Origin of the sequence: Sulfitobacter sp. UBA4523, from assembly GCF_002388305.1 — a bacterium.
Lineage (GTDB): Bacteria > Pseudomonadota > Alphaproteobacteria > Rhodobacterales > Rhodobacteraceae > Sulfitobacter > Sulfitobacter pontiacus.
Window position 1 is genome coordinate 28,269 of record NZ_DGMH01000049.1, and the last position, 22,571, is coordinate 50,839.

The 22,571-nt window shown below is 61.1% G+C and carries 23 protein-coding genes and 1 other RNA gene; 15 read left to right on the forward strand and 9 right to left on the reverse strand.

Annotation, left to right across the window (positions count from 1 at the left end; translation table 11 throughout):
• Positions 1 to 383 (forward strand): hypothetical protein (locus B3849_RS11165; RefSeq protein WP_286780139.1); only part of this gene is annotated, 383 nt, incomplete at its 5' end.
• Positions 384 to 442: 59 nt separating this feature from the next.
• Here the strand turns inward: B3849_RS11165 and B3849_RS11170 are convergent.
• Genes B3849_RS11170 through B3849_RS11180 form a run of 3 tightly spaced genes read right to left on the reverse strand, consistent with a single transcriptional unit; the run spans position 443 to position 2,936 of the window.
• Entirely contained in the window at positions 443 to 1,003 is a 561-nt protein-coding gene (locus B3849_RS11170) for a TadE/TadG family type IV pilus assembly protein (RefSeq protein WP_005849247.1), read from the reverse strand.
• A complete protein-coding gene (locus B3849_RS11175) occupies positions 1,003 to 1,542 on the reverse strand; it encodes a TadE/TadG family type IV pilus assembly protein (protein WP_005849245.1) in 540 nt (179 codons plus the stop codon). The genes B3849_RS11170 and B3849_RS11175 overlap by 1 nt, the downstream gene beginning before the upstream one ends.
• The gene (locus B3849_RS11180; RefSeq protein WP_286780140.1) at positions 1,539 to 2,936 is read right to left on the reverse strand and encodes a TadE/TadG family type IV pilus assembly protein; all 1,398 of its coding nucleotides are present in this window, start codon (positions 2,934 to 2,936) and stop codon (positions 1,539 to 1,541) included. The genes B3849_RS11175 and B3849_RS11180 overlap by 4 nt, the downstream gene beginning before the upstream one ends.
• Positions 2,937 to 3,326: 390 nt before the next feature.
• Between B3849_RS11180 and B3849_RS11185 the strand changes: the two genes are divergently transcribed.
• From B3849_RS11185 to B3849_RS11215, 7 genes are all read left to right on the forward strand, one after another.
• On the forward strand, positions 3,327 to 4,757 hold the full coding sequence (locus B3849_RS11185) for a Glu/Leu/Phe/Val family dehydrogenase (RefSeq protein WP_005849243.1): 1,431 nt from the start codon (positions 3,327 to 3,329) through the stop codon (positions 4,755 to 4,757).
• A gap of 255 nt (positions 4,758 to 5,012) precedes the next feature.
• The gene (locus tag B3849_RS11190; protein WP_005849241.1) at positions 5,013 to 5,321 is read left to right on the forward strand and encodes a hypothetical protein; all 309 of its coding nucleotides are present in this window, start codon (positions 5,013 to 5,015) and stop codon (positions 5,319 to 5,321) included.
• A gap of 171 nt (positions 5,322 to 5,492) precedes the next feature.
• Positions 5,493 to 7,466, forward strand: coding sequence for a DNA primase (dnaG, locus tag B3849_RS11195; RefSeq protein ID WP_009825049.1), 1,974 nt, complete (start codon positions 5,493 to 5,495; stop codon positions 7,464 to 7,466).
• 134 nt (positions 7,467 to 7,600) lie between these two features.
• Positions 7,601 to 9,583 carry an RNA polymerase sigma factor RpoD gene (gene rpoD, locus B3849_RS11200; RefSeq protein ID WP_005849238.1) on the forward strand — a complete coding sequence of 661 codons (1,983 nt, stop codon included), beginning with the start codon at positions 7,601 to 7,603 and terminating at the stop codon, positions 9,581 to 9,583.
• A 141-nt stretch (positions 9,584 to 9,724) separates the two neighbouring features.
• Positions 9,725 to 10,135 (forward strand): hypothetical protein, encoded by a 411-nt coding sequence (locus B3849_RS11205; RefSeq protein ID WP_278425643.1) that lies wholly within the window; start codon positions 9,725 to 9,727, stop codon positions 10,133 to 10,135.
• A 17-nt stretch (positions 10,136 to 10,152) separates the two neighbouring features.
• On the forward strand, positions 10,153 to 10,551 hold the full coding sequence (locus tag B3849_RS11210) for a hypothetical protein (protein ID WP_278425644.1): 399 nt from the start codon (positions 10,153 to 10,155) through the stop codon (positions 10,549 to 10,551).
• Between the two features lie 34 nt (positions 10,552 to 10,585).
• Positions 10,586 to 10,999, forward strand: a complete 414-nt coding sequence (locus B3849_RS11215) for a secondary thiamine-phosphate synthase enzyme YjbQ (RefSeq protein ID WP_278425645.1) — start codon at positions 10,586 to 10,588, stop codon at positions 10,997 to 10,999.
• 2 nt (positions 11,000 to 11,001) lie between these two features.
• On the opposite strand, the gene B3849_RS11220 is transcribed toward B3849_RS11215, so the two are convergent.
• Positions 11,002 to 11,673, reverse strand: a complete 672-nt coding sequence (locus B3849_RS11220; protein WP_278425646.1) for an SDR family oxidoreductase — start codon at positions 11,671 to 11,673, stop codon at positions 11,002 to 11,004.
• Positions 11,674 to 11,866: 193 nt separating this feature from the next.
• Here B3849_RS11220 and nrdR point away from each other — a divergent pair, with 193 nt between their 5' ends.
• Together nrdR and ribD are read left to right on the forward strand one after the other, a co-directional pair.
• Positions 11,867 to 12,334, forward strand: a complete 468-nt coding sequence (nrdR, locus tag B3849_RS11225) for a transcriptional regulator NrdR (protein ID WP_005849229.1) — start codon at positions 11,867 to 11,869, stop codon at positions 12,332 to 12,334.
• Positions 12,335 to 12,336: 2 nt separating this feature from the next.
• Positions 12,337 to 13,440, forward strand: a complete 1,104-nt coding sequence (ribD, locus tag B3849_RS11230; protein WP_278425647.1) for a bifunctional diaminohydroxyphosphoribosylaminopyrimidine deaminase/5-amino-6-(5-phosphoribosylamino)uracil reductase RibD — start codon at positions 12,337 to 12,339, stop codon at positions 13,438 to 13,440.
• An 81-nt stretch (positions 13,441 to 13,521) separates the two neighbouring features.
• Here ribD and B3849_RS11235 read toward each other — a convergent pair whose 3' ends face one another.
• The 3 genes from B3849_RS11235 to B3849_RS11245 all read right to left on the reverse strand — a co-directional run bounded on the left by B3849_RS11235 (position 13,522) and on the right by B3849_RS11245 (position 18,113).
• Positions 13,522 to 15,558, reverse strand: a complete 2,037-nt coding sequence (locus tag B3849_RS11235) for a capsular polysaccharide biosynthesis protein (RefSeq protein WP_278425648.1) — start codon at positions 15,556 to 15,558, stop codon at positions 13,522 to 13,524.
• A 9-nt stretch (positions 15,559 to 15,567) separates the two neighbouring features.
• The gene (locus B3849_RS11240; RefSeq protein ID WP_005849224.1) at positions 15,568 to 16,653 is read right to left on the reverse strand and encodes a polysaccharide biosynthesis/export family protein; all 1,086 of its coding nucleotides are present in this window, start codon (positions 16,651 to 16,653) and stop codon (positions 15,568 to 15,570) included.
• A gap of 167 nt (positions 16,654 to 16,820) precedes the next feature.
• A complete protein-coding gene (locus tag B3849_RS11245; protein WP_278425649.1) occupies positions 16,821 to 18,113 on the reverse strand; it encodes a capsule biosynthesis protein in 1,293 nt (430 codons plus the stop codon).
• Between the two features lie 135 nt (positions 18,114 to 18,248).
• Between B3849_RS11245 and B3849_RS11250 the strand changes: the two genes are divergently transcribed.
• The 5 genes from B3849_RS11250 to nusB all read left to right on the forward strand — a co-directional run bounded on the left by B3849_RS11250 (position 18,249) and on the right by nusB (position 21,693).
• Complete coding sequence (locus tag B3849_RS11250; RefSeq protein ID WP_037944614.1) at positions 18,249 to 18,836, forward strand: riboflavin synthase; 588 nt, start codon at positions 18,249 to 18,251, stop codon at positions 18,834 to 18,836.
• The gene (locus B3849_RS11255; RefSeq protein WP_064216609.1) at positions 18,833 to 19,402 is read left to right on the forward strand and encodes a hypothetical protein; all 570 of its coding nucleotides are present in this window, start codon (positions 18,833 to 18,835) and stop codon (positions 19,400 to 19,402) included. Before B3849_RS11250 ends, B3849_RS11255 begins: the two co-directional genes overlap by 4 nt.
• Positions 19,403 to 19,538: 136 nt before the next feature.
• Complete coding sequence (gene ribB / locus B3849_RS11260; RefSeq protein WP_132997383.1) at positions 19,539 to 20,663, forward strand: 3,4-dihydroxy-2-butanone-4-phosphate synthase; 1,125 nt, start codon at positions 19,539 to 19,541, stop codon at positions 20,661 to 20,663.
• 5 nt (positions 20,664 to 20,668) lie between these two features.
• Positions 20,669 to 21,217, forward strand: a complete 549-nt coding sequence (locus tag B3849_RS11265) for a 6,7-dimethyl-8-ribityllumazine synthase (RefSeq protein WP_005849215.1) — start codon at positions 20,669 to 20,671, stop codon at positions 21,215 to 21,217.
• The gene (gene nusB / locus B3849_RS11270) at positions 21,214 to 21,693 is read left to right on the forward strand and encodes a transcription antitermination factor NusB (RefSeq protein WP_005849213.1); all 480 of its coding nucleotides are present in this window, start codon (positions 21,214 to 21,216) and stop codon (positions 21,691 to 21,693) included. Before B3849_RS11265 ends, nusB begins: the two co-directional genes overlap by 4 nt.
• 90 nt (positions 21,694 to 21,783) lie before the next feature.
• Here nusB and ssrS read toward each other — a convergent pair.
• Positions 21,784 to 21,937: non-coding RNA, 6S RNA (gene ssrS, locus B3849_RS17710), on the reverse strand.
• 47 nt (positions 21,938 to 21,984) lie between these two features.
• Positions 21,985 to 22,571: hypothetical protein (locus B3849_RS11275; protein ID WP_286780141.1), on the reverse strand; the 587-nt coding region annotated here is incomplete at its 5' end.

Genomic DNA, 22,571 nt, shown 5'->3' on the forward strand with positions numbered 1-22,571 from the left:
ACGTCGCGTTCACCTCGTCGCCCGGTCTGGGCTGGCAGGTCTTCTTGCTGGCAATGGGGGGGCTGGCGCTTTGGATGGCTGACAAGATGCGCCGCGCAACTGCGGGCGCGATCGAGCTGACCGCCACCGAATTACGCGACAGCGACGGTACGGTGATTGCACGGGTCGAAGACATCATCGGGCTGGATCGCGGCGTGTTTGCGTTCAAGCCGTCTAACGGTTTTCTACTGCGCACCAAGCCGGGTACAGGCGGTGACCGCATCTGGCGCCCGGGCCTGTGGTGGCGGATTGGCCGGCGCATCGGTGTCGGCGGCATGACCCCCGGCAGTCAGACCAAGTTCATGTCCGAGATCATCTCTGCCATGATGGCAGAACGATCCTAAGCAAAAGGCCCGCAGGCAGATCGCCGCGGGCCTTTTCTTTCTGTCGTGATTGTCGGCTTTTACGCCCCGTCCGAGTACAGCACCCAAGGGGCGTAGCGCGGGCGGGTAAAGACGAAGTTCTTCACCTCTTGCACCGGCAGCCCGATGTTGAAGGGCGGGGCAAATGACGTCCATGTCTCGGTGACGGTGATATATTCACCATCCTCCAGTTCCGGGATTTTATCCGTCCAGCCGGTCACATCCGCTTGGGTCGCGTCGCTCAGGCTGCCGCGGGCGCGGGACCAGTGCAGCAGGAAGCGTTTGTTCTTCTGATCGTATTTCGCCGAGGTGATGCGCACTGTCGTTTCACCCGAGGAACGGGTCATATAATCCAGTAGATCCTGAATGCCGTCCATATAGGCAGTGTCCATCGGCAGCGTCTCGCGCGAGATCATATCGCCGATGGTATAGGCCGCTTTCTGGTTGGTGTAATATTCCTGATAGGTCTGGAAGAAGGTAAACATCGCCAGATAGACCCAGAAGACCATGGGCATCATGATCACCGCTTCGATCGAGGCGCTGCCGTCCTGATCACGCAGAAAACGCGCCAGTACACGGCGTTTGAGATAAGTGATAACCATTAGCTTGGCTCCTGCACAAAGGAGGATACGGCGTACATGCTGCCCTGACCCGCGCCATCAGTTTCGAACTTGAAGCCCATAGCGCTGCCCGGCAGCATCGGATCGAACTTGACGCAGGCCCGCAGCAGCATCAGCTGGTGCTGCGCCCCAAGGGTAAAGCCGCGTTCCTGTTTGACGGGCAGGGATTTGTCCACGCAGTCGGGCGAGGCGTTCATCGCGGCGAAGTTGCGCGGGTTCACCAGCACCATCTCAAGGCGCAGGGTATCCTTACAATCGCCGATATAGCCCACGTTGTCACAGATCATCGTTTTGATCATGTCGTGGGTGATCGTCGTGCGTGTGTTCAGCCGGATATACCGTACTGCCGTTTCCAGCCCGCGGTTCAGGTGGAACTGTCGCAGGGAATAAAGGCTGACCTCGACCGACGCGAGGAACATGCCGAAGATGACCGGAAAGAGGATCACGAACTCGATCAGGACAACTGCGCCATCCTCACCCCGACGGAACCGGCGCAGCGCTTGTGAAATGCGGGCGATCATTGGGTCAATCTCAACTGGTTGATCTGGCGGGCGATGGCACGGAAGGCTTCGGAAAGCTCGACGCCTTCGACGCGGAAGAAATGGCTGGGCGAGGAGGCGCAATCCTGCATCGCGGGCACGTCCTCGTCATCGACCTCGAACCCGATGGACCAGATCACGATCCGCTTGGCTTTGGCGGCGTCGCAGATATTCGACAGCAAGGTGTTGCCCAGCGATTTGTTGTACTTCTGATAATAGAAGTAGCCCCAGTAGCGCGAGTTTACCTCGCGGCGCAGATACCACCAAAAGTTGTATTTATTCCAGTGAACATACTCGCTATCTTCGTTGTAGTATGTATTGCTGATGCGGAACGAGTTATCATTCGCGCCATCCGTCATAAGGATAACAGTCTTAAGCGTTTCTGAATCGGTATAGCTCGCGGGGCGGTTATAGAATTCACGGTCGACATGACCGGCATTCACCAGCGAGTTGTTGATGTCCCGGAACGCCGGATCAAGCATCGCCGCGGCCCATTTCATGCCAAGGAAGATCGACGTACCAGCGCGCGGTACAAGATCATCGATCTGGTTCTTCAACGTGCGTTTGTTTTGTGAAAACGGGGTAATACGCTCGTAATCGTAGCGTGGGCAAACCGTATCGTCACGGTAGTTGTTGCGGCCATCGTAGTTCCACTGGAAGTGCTGCATCTGGTTATACCGTGTGCTGCTATTCATCGCGATCGAATCAAAGTCACCATTGTCGAAATCGATGCAGTGGGAATAGTCGTGCTTTCTGTTCACGTTCATACGGTCCATGATCAACGGGCCCGCGTTCACTTGTTCCGAGTAGGGGACCAGGGAGACTGAAATCAGGTCTTGGTTCTCGTCCTTCAGCACGGTGTCCAGAAAGATATCGGCGGCATTCTGTACTTCGCCCAGACGGTTATTGGTGGCCATCGAACCCGAGATATCGAGCACGAGCGAGATTTCGACCTTTGCAACGCGTTCTTCCGCCTGACTATGGGCGGGCACTTCGAGCGTGGGGAAACCAAAGCGGCCAATAAACTGGGTGTCCATGTTCTTGCTTGCGTCGACCGTCACGGTGCGAAAGTTCAGACCGTCATCCACCACGACATTCGACAGAAACTCGGTCATGCCCGATTTGGCAAAGTAGTCTTCCACCACCGTTTTGGGGTCACGCATCTGATCCAGATCGGCAGCGGCCAGAACGGCACGGTCCGACACAGCTTGCAGACGCGAGCGTTCCATCTCGTGACGCATGAAATCTAGCTGGATGCCGCCCACGGCGATCATCATCATGATCATGAAAAGCGCGAGGATCGTCACCAACCCGTCGTCTTCACGGGCGAACCGCGTCAGCCGCTTGCGCAGGGGGAGGGTTACCCATTTACTCACTGTATCGTTTACCGGCATTTCCATGTCCTCATTCGTGCGACCCATGCGACAGACGCATTTCGGGCGGATCGGCGTTGCCAGCAGATATGCGGGGTGATGTTGGCCGAAATAGGGCGAAATACGTTTAAAAAAGTGTATACTCAGGCCGTTTTCGGGGCAGATCCCGCCCGGAGCAGCCGGACTGTCCTCTGTCAGGAAACTTCGCGCAGGACTTGTCTTGTGTGCCGTGACTACTCGCTTTGGGTGATAAGTTTTCAAACTGATTAAAATTTGTGCGAAAACTTCGAAATATGGTGATTTACAGCTTTGCTTGACGCAGGTGCCATGTTCAAAAGGCGAGGCGATGAACCGGCCCGTATCAGGGTCGCAGAGCCAATTTAGGAGCGTAGAATGAACCCCGGAACCGAACCGAGCTTTCGCGATAGCGTCGACATCATGTTTAACCGGGCGGTGGCCCTGATGGACCTGTCGCCGGGTCTGGAAGAGAAGATTCGCGTGTGCAACGCGACCTACACGGTGCGTTTCGGCGTGCGCCTGCGCGGCGGTATCCAGACCTTCACCGGCTATCGCTCGGTCCATTCCGAACACATGGAGCCGGTCAAGGGCGGCATCCGGTACAGCCCCGGCGTGAACCAGAATGAGGTAGAGGCGCTGGCGGCGTTGATGACCTATAAATGCGCACTGGTCGAAGCGCCGTTCGGGGGCTCCAAAGGCGGGCTGTGCATTGATCCGCGCGACTATGACGAACACGAGCTGGAACTGATCACGCGCCGTTTCGCTTACGAGCTGATCAAGCGCGATATGATCAACCCCGCGCAAAACGTTCCCGCCCCCGACATGGGCACGGGCGAGCGCGAGATGGCCTGGATCGCGGATCAGTACAAGCGCATGAACACCACGGACATCAACGGGGTTGCCTGTGTGACGGGCAAGCCGATCAACGCGGGCGGCATCCATGGCCGCACCGAGGCGACAGGCCGCGGCGTGCAATATGCGCTGCACGCTTTCTTCCGCGACACCAAGGGGATGGAAAAGGCCGGTCTGGGTGGTGAGCTGGACGGTAAACGCGTCGTGGTGCAGGGCTTGGGCAATGTGGGCTACCACGCCGCCAAGTTCCTGAGCGAAGAGGATGGCTGCAAGATCACCGCGATCATTGAACGCGACGGCGCTTTGTTCGATGACCGTGGTCTTGACGTGGAAGAGGTGCACCGCTGGATTTCCATGCATGGTACGATCAAGGGCTATCCAGATGCGCCCCTTGAAGAAGACGGTGCCAAGCTGCTGGAAGCGGACTGTGACATCCTGATCCCTGCGGCGCTGGAAGGGGTGATTAACCTGACCAACGCGCATAACATCAAGGCCCCGCTGATCGTCGAAGCCGCCAACGGCCCCGTAACCGCCGGTGCCGATGATATCCTGCGCGCAAAAGGCGTCGTGATCATCCCTGACATGTACGCCAACGCCGGCGGTGTGACGGTGTCCTATTTCGAATGGGTCAAGAACCTGAGCCACATCCGTTTTGGCCGTATGCAGCGCCGCAACGAGGAAAGCCGCCACCAGCTGTTGGTGGACGAGCTGGAACGTCTGAGCGCCGATAGCGGTGTCGGCTGGCAGCTAAGCCCGAACTTCAAGGATAAATACCTGCGGGGTGCCGGGGAGCTTGAGCTGGTCCGCTCCGGTCTTTACGACACGATGAGCGACGCCTACCGGTCGATGGCGGAAGTCTGGCACAGCCGCGACGATGTCGAAGACCTGCGCACCGCCGCCTATCTGGTCAGCATCGGCAAGGTCGCCGCCAGCTACCGCGCAAAGGGGCTGTAACCTCGCGCGGGCCCTATGCTGCGCCCCTGAAAAGTTCCCCGAAAGCCGCTGTGATAGCGGCTTTCGGCAAAGACGCGCCAAACCGCGCAAGCGTGTACTGCGGAAAACCGCTCTGTCACTTGTATTCCAACGGGGGCTGGCTAGGTTCCTGCGCCATGAGCACCCGCTCTCATGTCCGCTGCAGCCTTTAACTTTAAACGGCGTAGGCCGTGGAAGGGCGGCGGGCTTGCAAAGAAACATTTAGGAGATGTGACGATGAAATTTGGTAAACTCATGATTGCCGCAGCACTGGCGACGTCCAGCGCGCCTGTCTTCGCCGCCACCAGCGCTGAAACCGATTGCCAGTATCAGGCAGATGTCGTGCAGGCCGTCCGGCAAGCGCGGATCGATCGCGTGAAAGAGCGTGACGTGCCGGATCACATCGCCTCCAAGAACCCCGAATGGCCCGATCGCTATGACGCGGTTGTCCCGCTGGTCGCACCGTGGGTCTATGAAATGAAAATGCGCGACGTGAAGGGCAACGACCTTTCTGCCGCCTGGAACGAAATGTGTTTGGGCCAATGACGCCCGCGCGCGTCGTTTGATCGTGCCGTAATCTCTGTCGGGGCGGTAGGACGGGGGCCAGCCCCCATCGCCCTGACGGACGATCCCCCCGGAGTTTATCCGGCAAAATGAAGCCCGTCGCGCAGGCTTTGGGTGCTGGACTTTGGCCCTGCCGACCCAATATAAAACAGTATGAGCCTGCCCCCTGGATTTTTGGATGAACTGCGCAGCCGTGCTAGCCTGTCACAGGTGGTGGGGCGCAAAGTGATGTGGGATCCGCGCAAGTCCAATCAGGGCAAGGGCGATATGTGGGCTCCGTGCCCGTTCCACCAGGAAAAATCCGCCAGCTTCCACGTCGATGACCGCAAGGGATTCTACTATTGTTTCGGGTGCCACGCCAAGGGGGACGCGATCTCTTTCGTGCGCGAGACCGAGAATGTCAGCTTTATGGAAGCGGTAGAGATTTTGGCGCGTGAGGCGGGGATGCCCATGCCGAAACAAGACCCGCGCGCGCAGGAGAAGGCGGATAAGCGCACGCAACTGGCCGAGGTGATGGAACTGGCGGTGCAGTATTTCCGGCTGCAGCTGCGCACCGCTGCGGCAGGGGCCGCGCGCGACTATCTTGCCGGGCGCGGGCTGACGCCGCAGGCCTTGGAGCAATGGGAAATCGGCTTCGCGCCGGACCAGTGGCAAGGGCTTTGGGATCACCTGAAGGCCAAGAATGTCGAGGATGCGTTGATCCTTGGGGCGGGGCTGGCCAAGCCTTCGTCCAAGGGCGGGCGGCCTTATGATACATTTCGGGGCCGGATCATGTATCCGATCCGGGATGCCCGGGGGCGGGCGATTGCCTTTGGCGGGCGGGCAATGGACCCGAATGACAACGCCAAATATCTGAACTCCCCCGAGACGGAGCTGTTTGACAAAGGCCGCAGCCTCTACAATGTGCGCGATGCGCGGACAGCGGCAGGGCAGGGCAAGCCGTTGATCGTGGCCGAAGGCTATATGGATGTGATTGCATTGGTGCAGGCCGGTTTCGGTGCGGCGGTGGCCCCCTTGGGCACGGCGATCACCGAGAGCCAGCTGCAGATGTTGTGGCGTATCTCGCCCGAACCGATCATCACGCTGGACGGGGATGCGGCGGGTCAACGTGCGGCCATGCGCTTGATCGATCTGGCGCTGCCGCTGCTTGAGGCGGGGCAATCCTTGCGTTTTGCCGTGATGCCTGACGGGCAGGATCCGGATGATCTGCTCCGCGCCCACGGGGCACCAGCGTTGCAAAAGTTACTGGATAACGCGATGCCAATGGTGCGTCTGCTCTGGCAGCGCGAGACCGACGGTCGCGTTTTCGACAGCCCCGAGCGTAAGGCAGGGTTGGACAAGGCGCTGCGCGAAAAGATCATGATGATCAAAGACCCGTCGATCCGCAGCCATTATGGCCAGGAAATCAAGGATCTGCGCTGGCAGCTCTTCCGTCCGCAAAAGGCCAAGAGAGATTTTAGCCCCGTCGCGCGCGCCTCCGGTGGGGGCAAATGGGCCCCCGCGCCGCAGGGGCCATCCCCTAGTGCGAAATCCTCTATTCTGGTGACCGCAGCCGGGCTGGGAGCGACGGAGCATCTGCGCGAGGCGGTGATCCTGATGGCCCTGCTGGGCTGTCCGCAGCTGGTGGAAGAGTTCGAGAACGGGCTGGCCGCGATGCGCTGTCAGGACCCTGATCACGGGCGTATCCGCGATTTGATGTTGCGCCATGTACATCACGATCCGGCGGTGTTGCGCGAAAAGATTTATGACGCAGTGGGGGAGTACACCCTTGAAAACATGCTGTCGCAGCGCCACGTAGCCATCACGCCCTGCATCCGAAGCCCTGGCAACCTGGAAAAGACGCGCATGACTGTCGCCGAAGAACTGGGCAAGCTGGAAGCCGTGCGCGGGCTGGACGAAGAGATTGCCGATGCGGTCGAAGATCTGACCGGCACCGCGGATGAAGGGCTGACATGGCGGTTGGGCGAAGCGGCACGCAACGCTGATCGCGCACAGCGCAGCGGGCAGGAAGATACCGCAGAATACGACATTGCCGAGAACGGTGCCCACATCAGCCGGGACGAACGCAGCGCTTTTGACGCATTGCTGGGGTCGATCCTGAAGGGTGATGCGAAAGACAAAAAATGAACCCGGCGTGGCTTTTTCGCCGGGATGTTTAACAAAATACAGGGTAACGGGTTTAAGAATCACCCAGAACCCCGCATGATTCGAACAACCGAATCACGTCACGTGATTCGCACCCATTCGCTGGAGGAAATTTCATGGCCGCCAAAGACACCAACGAAGACGCGAAGTCTGACGACCAGGATGCCGGCCATTCGCTTGATATGAGCCAAGCCGCCGTCAAAAAGATGATCGGCGAAGCCCGTGAAAAGGGCTATATCACCTACGATCAGTTGAACACCGTTCTGCCCCCTGACCAAGTCAGCTCGGAGCAGATCGAGGATGTGATGTCGATGCTGTCCGAAATGGGCATCAACGTGATCGAAGACGAAGAAGCCGAAGAAGAAGACGCCAAGGGCGGGACCGAAATTGCCACCACGGAAAGCAACCGTGATGTGGCGCTGTCCTCTGGCACGTCCGAAAAGCTGGACCGCACGGATGACCCCGTTCGCATGTATCTGCGCGAGATGGGATCGGTTGAACTGCTGAGCCGCGAGGGCGAGATTGCCATCGCCAAGCGGATCGAGGCAGGGCGCAACACGATGATCGCGGGGCTGTGTGAAAGCCCGCTGACCTTCCAGGCGATCACGATCTGGCGCGACGAACTTTTGTCCGAAGACATTTTGCTGCGCGATGTCATCGACCTTGAGGCGACATTCGGCACCCAGATGGGCGACGAAGAAGAAACGACTCCGGTCGTGCCAACCGCAGGCACCGAGACAAAGCCCGCCGAAAGCACAAGCGAAGTTGACGCCGACGGCAACCCGATCTCGAACGATGACGACGACGAGGATGACGACGAACAGGCCAACATGTCGCTGGCCGCGATGGAAGCCGCGCTGAAGCCGCAAGTGCTGGAAGCGCTCGACATCATTGCTGATGACTACGTCAAGTTGAGCCAAATTCAGGACAGCCGGATTTCGGCCACCCTGAACGAGGACGGCACCTTTTCGAAGACCGATGAGGAAGAATACCAGCGCGTCCGCTCCGAGATCGTGGCTTTGGTCAACGACCTGCACCTGCATAACAACCGTATCGAAGCGCTGATCGACCAGCTTTACGGCATCAACCGCCGCATCATGCAGATCGACTCTGCGATGGTGAAGCTTGCCGACCAGGCGCGCATCAACCGCAAGGAATTCGTCGACGCCTATCGCGGCTACGAGCTGGACCCCAACTGGATGGAGCGGATGGCCGAGAAATCCGGTCGCGGCTGGCAGATGTTCATCGAACGGTCCTCTGACAAGGTGGATGAGCTGCGGGCCGATATGGCGCAGGTGGGTCAATACGTCGGTCTTGATATCTCTGAATTCCGCCGCATCGTGCAGCAGGTTCAGAAGGGCGAGAAAGAGGCCCGTCAGGCCAAGAAAGAAATGGTCGAGGCGAACCTGCGCCTCGTGATCTCGATCGCCAAGAAATACACCAACCGTGGCCTGCAATTCCTTGACCTTATTCAGGAAGGGAACATCGGCCTGATGAAGGCCGTCGACAAGTTCGAATACCGTCGCGGTTATAAATTCTCGACCTATGCGACGTGGTGGATCCGTCAGGCGATCACCCGTTCCATCGCGGATCAGGCGCGCACCATCCGTATTCCGGTCCACATGATCGAGACGATCAACAAGCTGGTTCGGACCGGCCGCCAGATGCTGCACGAGATTGGCCGCGAGCCGACGCCGGAAGAGCTGGCCGAGAAACTGCAGATGCCGCTTGAGAAAGTGCGCAAGGTCATGAAGATCGCCAAAGAGCCGATCTCTCTCGAAACGCCTATTGGCGACGAGGAAGACAGCCAGCTTGGTGATTTCATCGAGGACAAGAATGCCGTGCTGCCGCTCGACAGTGCCATTCAGGAAAACCTCAAGGAGACCACGACACGGGTTCTGGCCAGCCTCACCCCGCGCGAGGAACGTGTGCTGCGGATGCGCTTCGGCATCGGCATGAACACCGACCACACGCTGGAAGAAGTCGGCCAGCAGTTCAGCGTGACCCGCGAACGTATCCGTCAGATCGAGGCGAAGGCGCTGCGCAAGCTCAAGCACCCAAGCCGGTCGCGCAAGCTGCGGTCGTTCCTCGATCAGTAAGCGCGTGATCGCGAGAGTTTTGAAAGGCGGGTGTTCAGGCACCCGCCTTTTTTCATGGGCTGAAGCGACGATCTCGAAGCTGTGAATTTAAAATCCCGCCGCGCAGCCTATCTGTGAACCACGCACCAAACAGGATCCGCCATGAAACGTCTTGCCCTTGCCGCCATTCTCTCTGCCGCCCCGCTCGCCGCGTTTGCGCAATCCTTTACCGCGGTAAACGAGCTGCAGGTCATCCCGCTGTCGGGCGCATCCTTCGAGGTGATCGAGGATCATGGCGAAGGGGCCCGGGGCATGTGGTGTGCCGCCGCCGAATTTGCCGAGGAAAGGCTGGGCACGCCAAGCGCCGCCGAGATCTACGTCAAGTCGCGGCGCGGGCCATCTATCAGCGGGGTAGGGCGCACGGGCGTCGTCTTTACCCTGAATGATGCAGAGCTGTCGGAGCCTGCGTTCAAATCCTATTCGGTATCGGTGCGCAACGCGGGTCAGGCCCTGCCCGTGGGCCACGCCATCCAGTTCTGCAAGGACTACATCCTTGAACTTAAAGACTTTTGAAAACTAGGAATACCACAATGAAAACCCTGACCACCGCTTTCGTACTGGCCACATTGGCAACGACCCCAGCCTTCGCACAGGCCTATGTGCCGAATGACCGTCTGACTTTCACACCGACCGAGGGCGGCGTGCATATCAGCGGCAGCACCGGCTTTGGTGCGCGCGGGCATTGGTGTGCCGCGGCGGATTATGCGCTGCGGGAAATGGGCGCGCAGGACGGTCAGAAGCTGTATGTAAGCGAGCCGCGCGCGCGTGGTTTTGGCGGCGATGGTGGTGTCACCTTCACACTGGATCCCGCGGGGCTGACCCCGTCGCCCGTCGTGATCCTGGGCGGATCCTTGACCAAGGCCGGGTCGGCCATGACCATCAGCCACGGGATCACGCTCTGCGGTGGTTTGCAATCGCCCGGGCGTTGAGGCTAGCCTGACCCATCAGCACAAGGCGGGCGGAATGAACAGCGAGTTTACGGTCAAGACCGGCGGGCAGGGGCTCTACGAGGTGACGGATCAGGTGCATCAGGCGCTATCGGGGCACCGCTCTGACGGGTTGGTGACACTGTTTCTGCGCCATACCTCTGCCTCGCTGCTTATTCAGGAAAACGCGGACCCGGATGTGCAGCGCGATCTGCTGGCCTATTTCTCGCGTCTGGTGCCGCCTGCGGATGACCCGTCAATGGCCTACCTCCGGCATACGCTGGAAGGACCAGATGACATGCCCGCGCATATCAAGGCGGCAATGCTGCCCGTTACGCTTAGCATCCCCGTGGTTGCAGGCCGCATGGTGTTGGGCACATGGCAAGGCATCTATCTGTTCGAACACCGCGACGCGCCCCATAGCAGGCGCATCGCGGTGCATTTCGCCTGACCTCAATCCACCGGCATCAGGTGGATCTCGCGCACGGCTGCGTGGGACGGTGCCTCTAGCGCGTGCATCACGGCCGATGCCACGTCTTCTGGTTTCAGCTTGTCGGGCTTGGCTTCGTCAAAGAACGCCGTGTCCACCATCCCGGGGGAGACAACCATACAGCGCCCACCCCATTCCGCCATTTCGTCGGCGAGGTTGCCCGCAAAGCCGTGGATAAAGAACTTGGTCGCGCCGTAGATCGACCCTTTGATGTGGCGGCGTCCTGCGGCGGAACCGGTCACAACATACTGCCCCGTGGTCTTGCGCAGATATGGCATCGCGGCATGGGCCGTATACAGCGCGCCCATCACGTTCAGATCGATCATCGATTTCCAGTCGTCCGGGTCACCCTTTTCGGTGCCGCCCGGCGATGTCCCCCGTCCTGCATTGGCAAAGACAGCATCGATTTGCCCGAACTTCTGCGCAAGGCGGCTCATGGCCTGTTCCTGATCGTCGTATTGCGTAGCGTCCCCGGTCAGCACCAGCGCCTGATCCCCGATCTCGCGCGCGAGATCTTTCAGCTTGTCTTCGCTGCGGGCGAACAGCCCGACGTTCCAGCCGGCCTTGGCAGCAGCGCGGGCGGTGGCTGCGCCGATCCCGCTTGAGGCTCCGGTGATGAAAAGCGTCTTGGTCATAGTCAGTTCCTTTCAGATCAGTCGTCTTGCAGGGACAACGCATGGTATCAGGCAAAGTTCAGGGCAGTTTTCCTCGCTACAACATATAGATGGGCATTTCGCCCCTACCCAAAACCTCGCGTTGGTCCTATAGTTTTGGGGAATGGGGGTGTTTCACCCCCTATTGAGCAGGTTTAAGATAAGGGGACCGGCTATGCGCTGCCCGTTTTGCGGAAATATCGACACCCAAGTTAAAGACAGCCGCCCGGCCGAGGATCACGTTTCGATCCGCCGTCGCCGTTTCTGTCCCGCCTGCGGGGGCCGGTTTACCACCTATGAACGGGTACAGCTGCGCGATCTGGTTGTCGTCAAAACCTCGGGCAAGCGCGAGGATTTCGACCGTGACAAGCTGGAACGCTCTATCCGGATCTCGATGCAGAAACGCCCGATTGATCCCGAACGGATCGATCAGATGATCAGCGGCATCGTGCGCCGTTTGGAAAGCATGGGCGAAACCGATGTCGGATCGAAACAGATCGGCGAGATCGTGATGGAGGCGCTGGCCCGCATCGACACCGTCGCCTACGTCCGCTTTGCCAGCGTCTACAAGAACTTTCAGGCGGCAGATGATTTCGATAAATTCGTGCAGGAACTGCGGCCCGACACCCCTGCGGACGAATAAGCATGACTGACGACGCGCGCTTTATGGCGCTGGCCTTGTCGCTGGGCCGGCGCGGGCAGGGGGCTGTCTGGCCCAATCCCGCCGTGGGCTGCGTCATCGTGCAGCACGGCCGCATTGTCGGGCGCGGCTGGACCCAGCCGGGCGGCAGGCCCCATGCGGAACCCCAAGCGCTGCGTCAGGCCGGACCCGCGGCACAGGGGGCGACGGTCTATGTCACCCTCGAACCCTGCGCCCATACCGGCAAGACGCCGCCCTGCGCCGATGCGCTTGTCGCCGCCAAGCCTGCGCGCGTGGTGATCGCCTGCACCGACAGTGATCCACGCGTCAGCGGCAAGGGCATTGCGATCCTCCGTGCTGCGGGCATTATCGTTGACGTGGGCGTGCTCGAAGATGAAGCCCGCGCGGATCATCTGGGCTTTTTCCTGCGTGTCGACGAAGGCCGCCCGATGGTGACGCTCAAGCTCGCGAGCAGCTTTGACGGTCGCATTGCCACCGCGTCGGGCGAAAGTCAGTGGATCACTGCCCCGCCCGCCCGCCGCGTGGTCCATGCCATGCGCAGCCGCCATGACGCGGTCATGGTGGGCGGTGGCACGGCGCGGCAGGATGACCCCAGCCTGACCGTGCGCGACCTTGGCACCACGCGCCAGCCGACACGGATCGCTGTGTCGAACGGGCTGGACATCCCCCTGAATGGCACGCTCGCCAGAACCGCCAATGACATCCCCCTGATCCTTTGCCACGGCCCCAAGGCCCCGGCAGAGCTGATCGGGACGTGGGAAAGCCTTGGCGCGACGCTGATCTCTTGCGCACCAAAGATGGGCCAGATCGACGCCGATGACATGCTCCAGCAGCTTGGACGCCACGGTCTGACACGCATCTTCTGCGAGGGCGGCGGCGGACTGGCTGCGACGCTGCTAAAGGAGAATCTCGTGGATCAACTCGTCGGGTTTACGGCGGGTCTGGCCCTTGGCGCGGACGGCTTGCCCGCCATCGCGCCGCTGCAGCTTCCACGTCTGGCACAGGCCCCGCGCTTCACCCTGACCGAAACCTCGCGCATCGGCCCCGACCTCCTCCACATCTGGGCTCGCGGCAACACGCCCGCCTAACCCCTTCCAAATGGCTTAAAATCCCGGGGGCGCGGGGGCTGGCCCCCGCCTCTGATCTGCACATGGGCTGGCCCCGCTGTGCTATCGCCGCCGCCACAAATGCGCCTGTGTGGCAAACACCCCCTGCAGCTTCGCCAGCACCCGGTTCGCCACCCCGCGCCGCGGCAGATCGCCCGAGGCCAACCGCTCTACCACGACCTCGACCGGGCAGGCGGTGCCGCTGCGCGGATCAAAGTAGCGCGGATAATCGATCAGGGCGGCATGGGCCAAACCTTCGATGCTCACCTCTGCCCTTCGCCGCGCCGGGATATCGCCGCGATCTTCCGTCAGCCCCCAGCCCGCGTAGAAGGGGGCACCTAAGGTCACCACCTTAACGCCGCGCAGCAGGGCCTCGAACCCCAGCAGCGATGTCATGGTCCAAACCTCATCTACATGCGCCAGCAGGGCGATGGGGTCGGCATCGGTCAGCACTCGGTCCGCCAGCCCGCCTGCGTCAATCGCGCCGCGGCGCAGCCCGGCCTCTACATCGGGATGGGGCTTGTACAGGATCACGGCGTCGGGATGCGCGGCGCGCGCGGCGTGTAGCAGCGCTAGATTGGTGGATACCGCATCGGTGCCCGCACGGATAGACGCGTCGTCCTCCACCTGACCCGGTACCAGAATGCGCCGTCCGGCGGGCAGGGCGTCCAGATCGCCACCGCCGCCAAGGTTATACTTGCTCAGCCCCGCGTCACGCAGAGCCGCAATCAACCGTGCTGCGCGGCGCGACTGGTCGGGGCGCATTTTGGCGCGTGACGTGATCAGCTGTTCCAGCCGGCTGGGGCTGCGCGGGTCATAGTAGATACCCAGATCATCGCAGACCAGCGACAGGGGCGGCACCAGATCGGCCCCCAATCCGCGCGAGCGCAGGAAACCGTCCTCGACCCGCAGGGCGCCGGCATGGGCCTGCGTCGCTTTCGATGCCCAGACCATCCAGGGCTTGCCTGTGGCGCGGGCGGCCTTCGGGTCATTCTGGTAGGTCACCGGCGCCCAGCGGCCAAAGAAACGCTGCAAGGGCTGACGTTTCCACAGGCGCATGTCAGAGGCGACCCAGCCCCGGTGGTCTTCGCGCCAGGCCCGGGTCTGCGCGGCCATCGCCTCTATCACGGTTTCCAGATCACACAGGCAGTCACGGTGCGGATCGTACCATTTTGGATAAAGGATCATCGCTCCTGCAAAAAGTTGCGCACGGGTCAGCACACGTTGCCGCCGCTGCACGGGGAATTCATCTTCGGTCAGGCCCCATCCCGCATAGAAGGGCTGCCCGAAGACCCGGGGCTTGTGGCCTGCAAAGATCGCCTCGAACCCCATCTGTGACGACACGGTATAGACACGTACGGCCCCTTCAAACAGGGTCCAGGGGCTGATGGGGGCGGTCATCAGGGTGATGCGGTCGTTGGCGTCTTCAGGCCCGAAATGACCGCTGCGAAAGCCCTTTGCGGTTTCCGGATGGGTCTTGATGATGATCCGCGCGCCGGGGTTCTCTTGCTGGGCAAAGACCAGCATCTCAAGGAACCGCGACCGGTCCGCGCCCGAGGCCGCGACCGACGCATCACCCAAGGTCTGGTCGATCACCAACACATAGCCGGGATCCGGCGCGGGGTGCGCGGTGTCTAACCCGCTGTATTTGGTCAGATGCGCCTCGGTGATGCGGTGGATGGCACCGCGCGCACGGTCCAGCAAAGCCGTGTCATCCAGCGGGTGGCTGGTCAGGATGTTTTCAAGCTCGGAGGGCTGTGCCGGGTCGAAGTGCAGCCCCTTGTGATCGACCAGCAGACCCAGCGGCGGCTCGCCTGCGCGACCGGGAAACAGCGACCGCAGCATTGCGTCTTCGACGAGGACAACGGGCAGCCCTTTTTTGGATGCGACGGCCAGCCCACGATGCGCGGTGCCCGCATTGCCCCAGACAGCGATGGCATCCCCGTCGCGCGGCATGCCCAGATGCAGGCTATAGCCCGACAGCTGCAAGATGCGCCGCACCCGTCGGTTGGTGATGAAACCTCCGTTAAACACAAAAAGCCGCCGGTCCCGTGGGGAACCGGCGGCGGGTGGGTCGTATATTTCAGGCCCTAAAGCCATCGGTCCAGATCAGTTGCTCGACGCGAGCGACGACAGGTTGTTGACCGAGCTGGCCGACCCCGTGATCGAGGAGATGACCTTGCTCCATTGGGTGAAGGGGGCTTCGGTGACGTAGAGTGTATCGCCATCACGGATCACGAAATCGCGGGCCATGAACATGCCGTTGGGCTTGGTCAGGTCAAGCACATAGACCATGCGCTGTGCGCCTTGCAGGTCATTGCGGCCCAGAACCTGTGCCACGACCGCTTCGGGTTCGTTGCGGAAGACGAAAACACCTGTCGGGTCAGCGGTGCCCGCGTTCAGGCCGCCCACCTGTGCGATGCCTTCAAGCGCCGACAGGTTCTTGGTCTCGAACGGGACTTTCTGCTGCGCGCCGGTGGCACCAAGGGCCACGAAGGACCGTGTGTCTTCCTCGATCAGGATGCGATCCCCGCCGCGCAGGGCGATGTCGAGCTCTGGGTGGCTGTAAAGATCTTCAAGCCAGATTTTGCCCCGCTGATTGCCACGCAGCACGGTGACCTGCGCGATCTGGGGGGTGATGGTCACACCACCGGCCCGCGCCAGCATGGTGGCAAGCGTGCGCGTCGGTCGTTCAATCGCATAGACACCCTGCGCACCGACAGAGCCGACAAGCGACACGGTCGCCCCGTCACCGGCCAGACGGCGCACCTGAACCTGCGGGTCCGGCGTTTGTTCGGACAGTTTGTTGGTGATGATGCGGCGGATCGCTTCGGGGGAATTGCCAGCGGCCTTGATCCGGCCCGCATACGGCACAAAGATGAACCCCGAGCCGTCGACCTGCACTTCTTCCAGCACGGTGGCGTTGGCCCCTTGGGCGGCCAGCAAGCCATCATCGACGTTTTCCCAGATCGTCAGCCCCAGCGTATCACCGGGGTTGATCGTATCCGACCCAAGTTGACCGGCGTTGATGAACCCCGGGCTAAAGCCAAGCGCGGGGGCGACGGCGGTGGCGCGGGTCACACGGTCGTTGACGGCGACAACAAATGCGTCGCCTTCCTTCTGGACCGATCCGGCAAAGATCTGACGTTTATTCGGGCCAACCTGCGGAAGGCCACATGAAGATACCACGGCCATAGCCGCAAGTAATGCGATGGGACGCGCCCACCGGAAGGGTACGGATTTCACTGCCCGGTCTCCTCGACCTGTTCTTGTTCTGCCTCGAATTCGCCGATTTTTTCGGCGTAATTATCATCGGCTTAGCGCAGATTGGATCGAAAAGCTACTGTCTGGGCGAAAAACGCTCAGGTGACGGCCCGCAACTGTTGCCTTGGTGCCGCGGTTCCCAGCTCTAGCGCGTCGTACGGGTCTTCGGGGGCAAGCATCATATCGACCACTTGCCGCATCAACTGCGTGCGCGCGCGCGCCGCATAAAATCCGCCCGGCACCTGCGAGGTTTCCAGCAAATACCGGCGATAATCCTTGTAGGCCTTGTTATCGGGGCGCGAGGCGGCGGCAAAGAATTGCGCCAGCGGCTGGTCCGAGACGAATTCGGGTTTCGCATAGACGGCACTGCCAAACACCTTGAGCGGAATTCCGCGCCACAGCACCTGCTGACCGGCGGTGGAGTTCACGGTAACGGCGGTGCGGGCATCGTTGAGCAACTGCGCCAGCTTGCCGCCGCGCACGAAATGCACCCGGTCCGCGACACCCAAATCCCGCGCCACCTGTTTGACCACGCGGCGCAGCGGCGCGCGGCCGTCTTCCAGAGGATGGGCCTTCACGACAAGATGATGGTGGCGCGGCGCGCCCTTGGCGAAACCTTCCAGCACCACGGTCAGGAAATCGGTCATCGTCTCGAAGGGGGAGTGTTCCTGGAACGAGCTGTCGTGCTCTAGTTGCAGCAGCGCCAGATGGTAGGGGAAGCCGCCGAGCCGGATACGCAGCGTTGCGATCAGCCGGTCCAGCGCCAGCGCGGGCATCAGCAGCAGCCGCTTGAGGTACAGCTTGAACTCCTTGGTCACCGGCAAGCTGCGGTGCGGGCGGAAGTTACGGTAGTCGCCGTTCCGGAAGAGCACAAACCAGTGATAGAGCGCACCATAAAACACATGCTGGCGCATATCACCCCAATGACCGGGGGGGAGGGGGGCCTCCATATCCGAATTGGCCAATGCGGCCTGCATCTGTTCGATGGACATGTCCATCAGCCGTGAATTGCCGTTGGACCCGCCGCGTTCATAGGTGACCCAATAGGGGCGCATGTAGCCTTCTTCAAAGACATGCACGGTCAGCCCGCGGGCCTTGGCCTCGGCCACGGCTTGGGCGTGGATCGGGCGGGTGTCGCCATAAAGCACGATATCTGTGACACCCTTGTCGGCGAGCAGCGCAACAAAGATGTCTTTCCACGTGTCAGCTGTTCCGCGAAACGGGATATAGCTGCGCGGGTGGAACCAGAAGGCCCGATCGCCTGCGTTGAACCCCACACGCCAGACCTGCGCCCCCGCCAGACGGAGCATCTTGCCCAGACGGTTGAAGAAGGGGCCATGCGGCCCTTGCAGGAAAAGAAAGACCCGTTCACGGGGTGCTGCGGCGTTCATCGGTTACTTTCGGTTTATCTTGGTCATCGGGCAGACAAACACCGGATACCGGCGAAAATGTGGCGTGTCTGTGGACTTGTCATGCTGCGGGCAGAGGTCTACTTCGGTAGCGACCAGTATAGAAGAGGCAGGCGCATGTTTACAGGCATTATCACGGACATCGGAAAGATCACCAAGCTTGAACAGCAAGGCGACCTGCGCGCGCGGATCGAAACGGGCTATGATACCAGCGGCATCGACATGGGGGCCTCTATCGCCAGTGATGGCGTGTGCCTGACCGTGGTGGATCTGGGGGCCGATTGGTACGAGGTGCAGATCAGCGCCGAGACCGTGGACAAGACCAACCTTGGCGCATGGGAGGTCGGACGCCGTCTGAACCTTGAACGCGCGCTGAAGGTCGGGGACGAATTGGGCGGGCACATCGTGTCGGGCCATGTCGATGGCGTGGCCGAAGTGGTGGCGCTGCGCGACGAGGGCGACAGCACCCGCGTGACCCTGCGCGCGCCCGAAGACCTGGCGCGTTTCATTGCCCCCAAAGGCTCTGTCGCGCTGAACGGCACCTCGCTGACCGTGAACGAGGTCGACGGCTGCGATTTCGGCATCAACTTTATCCCCCACACCAAAGAGGTGACCACATGGGGTGATGTCGCTGTCGGGGACCGCATCAACCTAGAGATCGACACATTGGCCCGCTATGTTGCGCGGCTGGCAGAAATGTCATGATCGCGGGGATCGGACATAATCAGGGCCCCAGCCTTGAGCGCGGCCAGAAATGGCGCGCTTTCCAGTGGCAAAAGGCCCGCGAGGCGGCGATGCCTTCCGCGATCCCGCTGATGGTGGTCAAGATGCGCGTGGCGCGCGCCCGCGAGCTGGGGTTGGACTACAAGGCCTATGCCGCGATCCGTCAGGCTACGGGGCGCGATATTCTGGCGCTGCTGTTCTCGTCCAATGCGCTGCGGGTGGTCCGTGCGGGGGCACCGCATATCCCCCTGCGCGAGGCCGAGGTGCTGGACAAGGTGCAGCGCGCCCAAAAGCTGGCGCTGGTACATCGCCCGCTGCGGCCCGACAGTGTGGCGCAGGCGAATCCCGTGCTGGACCATGTGGCCGAGGCCCCCAAGTTCACCGACAGCTGGAGCGCGATGCGCGATCATCTGGGGCAGGTGGTTCAAGGGCGCAAACTGGTCGGCGATCAGGTGCTGATCATCGGCGACACCGGATTGGAACGGGACTGGGCCACTGCAAGCAAGGCGGCGGGCTATGTGGAGGCCGCGCGCTATTTTGGGGCTTAACGCGGACCGCCGCACGGGATGACGGTGCGGAATTGAGTTTATTTGGCAAAATGAAGCAGGGAGGGGGGCGGCCCTGCTCTGGCAAAGGCGCGTGGGGTGGGGTATGTGCCAGAGCAGCAAAGAGTGAGGTGACCCCATGCAATTTGAAACGCCCGGACCGGTCGAGGCTGAATTGGCGGATGCCATCGCGCCCATCGAAGAGATCATCGAAGAGGCCCGTCAGGGTCGCATGTTCGTGCTGGTCGATCACGAAGACCGCGAGAACGAAGGCGATCTGGTAATCCCCGCGCAGTTCGCGGATGCGGATGCGATCAACTTTATGGCCACCCACGGGCGCGGGCTGATCTGCCTGCCGATGACCGAGGAACGGGTCAACACGCTGGGTCTGCCGATGATGGCGGTGAATAACTCTGCCCGCCATGAAACAGCCTTTACCGTATCGATCGAAGCACGCGAGGGGGTGACCACCGGTATTTCCGCCGCCGACCGTGCGCTGACCGTCAAGGTCGCCATCGACGAGGATAAAGGCGCGGTGGATATCGCCACGCCGGGGCATGTGTTTCCGCTGCGCGCACGCGATGGCGGTGTCCTGGTCCGCGCGGGCCACACCGAGGCTGCCGTCGATATCTCGCGTCTTGCGGGGCTGCATCCGTCGGGTGTGATCTGCGAGATCATGAAGGAAGACGGGACCATGGCCCGTCTGCCGGATCTGGTTGCATTCTGTCAGCAGCACGACATGAAGATCGGCACGATCAGCGATCTGATCGCCTATCGCCACAAGCATGACAACCTGCTGGTGGAGCGCGACAGCCGCACCGTGACCTCTGCCTATGGGGGCGATTGGAAGATGCAGATTTTCACCGACGAGATCAGCGGCACCGATCATGTGGTCCTGTCCAAGGGCGATATTGCCACAGAGGCTCCGGTTCTGGTCCGCACCCATGCGATCAACGCGCTTGAGGATATCCTCGGCCTCGGGCCAAGCCCCGCCGACGAATTGCCACGCGCGATGCAGATCATCGCGGACGAAGGCCGTGGCGCGGTGCTGTTGTTCCGCGATCCCGACCCGCGGTTGCGTTTCGAGGACGAAGAGGATGATCGCCCCCGTACCGTCAAACGCACCGGTCTTGGGTCGCAGATCATGGCGAGCCTTGGGTTGCACAAGCTGATCTTGCTGACGGATAACCCCGATACGCGCTATCTGGGGCTGGACGCCTATGACCTTAGCATCGTGGGCACGCGCCCCATCACGCAGGAGTAAATGCAATGGCTGCTGGAAATCATACGACGCTGACCACACCGCGCTTTGACACGCCGGTTAAGGTTCTGATCGTCATTTCGCCCTATTACTCGGACATCGCCGAGGGCTTGCTGAAAGGTGCCAAGGCAGAGCTCGAGGCCGCCGGGGCTGAATGGGACGTGGTGGAAATGCCCGGCGCGCTGGAAATCCCGACCGCCATCGGCATCTCTGACCGCAAGAGCAATTTTGACGGCTACGTAGCACTTGGCTGTGTCATCCGCGGCGAGACGACTCATTACGAGACCGTGTGCAACGACAGCAGCCGCGCCTTGCAGCTGATGGGGTTGCAGGGCATCTGTATCGGCAACGGTATCCTGACCGTCGAGAACCACGAACAGGCCGCCGTGCGCGCCGATCCGGAGGGGCAAAACAAGGGGGGCGGTGCGGCAGCTGCGGCCTTGCATCTGATCGCGCTGAGCCGTAAGTGGGGCGACATTCGCAAAGACATCGGTTTCAAGCCGCGCTCGGATGAATATCTGATGGCGGGCGACAATGACGGACCCAAGACAGCATGACATCCTCCGCCGGCCTTTCGGGCAATCAAAAACGCAAGATGAAATCAGCTTCGCGGCTTTATGCCGTGCAGGCCCTGTTCCAGATGGAGCATTCCTCGCAAAGCTTTGACACCGTGCGCAAGGAGTTCCTTGAGCACCGCTTTGGCGCCAGTTACGACGGTCAGGAAATGATCGATGGTGACATCCGGCATTTTGCAGACCTGCTTGAGACGGCGGTGAATTATCAGGCCGCGATTGACCAGATGACCGACCGTGCGCTGGTGGCTAAATGGGCCATCGCGCGGATCGACCCTACTTTGCGTGCCTTGTTCCGCGCCGCCGGTGCCGAGCTGCGCGCACAGGAAACGCCGCCGCGGGTTGTGATCAACGAATATGTCGACGTGGCCCGTGCCTTCTTTGAGGGGGGCGACGAGCCGAAGTTCGTGAACGCCGTTCTGGATCATATGGCCCGCGAAGCCCGTCCGGAAGAGTTCTGAGCCGAAAAGGCTCAGATCATCGTCTTTGGTCGACAGCGACGGACCAGCGAAAGACCTGATATTTTCGGGCTGATATTGTCGGGAAAGTGTGACGGGACCACCGCTGCCGTTCTGTTCTATATTCCCGAGGACCTGTATGTACAGGTGGGCGCCAGATAAACGAACCAGGGCTCGAACAGAGCCAGCTCCCTCGGATTTGCTTAAGGCCACTGGAATGTAACTTTTACAAACAGGGCAGAACCCGTCACCCCCGTTAAGTAGGCGCGACCATTGCCTGCGACAAGGGGTATTCTAGCTTGGCTCGGTGTTTTCGACAAAGCGGTAGCGGGTCAGCTCTTCGGGCAGCAGCAGATAGATTTCATCGGGCGGCGTGACCAACGCGTGCTGCATGACCAGCGGGTCAATGCCCATCTGATCCAGATAGGTCATGACCTCGCCTTGGCCGCGCTGGATGTCCTCCACCGCGACAAAGGCGGGCAGCAGGGTGCTTTCACCGAAAAAATGCTGGTGCACCCCGACAGAGGCATCCTCTGGCACGTCGCGGCTGGTGCCCGCGGCCAATAGATAGGGGCAGGCGGAATAGCAGATGTCGCCACTGCGCAAGGCGGTCGTGAGCTCAGCATCCCGCAGATACCGCCCCAGACGCAGCGCGTCGCTGACCGACCCACCGGGCGAATTCAGGATCACGCCCTCGGGTTGGGGATCAAGCGCGGTGATCTGTTTCTCGATGCGTTCGGCATCACCCGCCATGATGCCCCCTTCCAGCAGCACGCGCGCGCCGCCTTCGACCACGGTCAGGGTCAGCCGTTCGGGCAGGGGCGTGTCCGGCATGGGGCGGCCGCCGGGGCGGGCGCGGTCGGGTTGAAACCGGCGGGTTT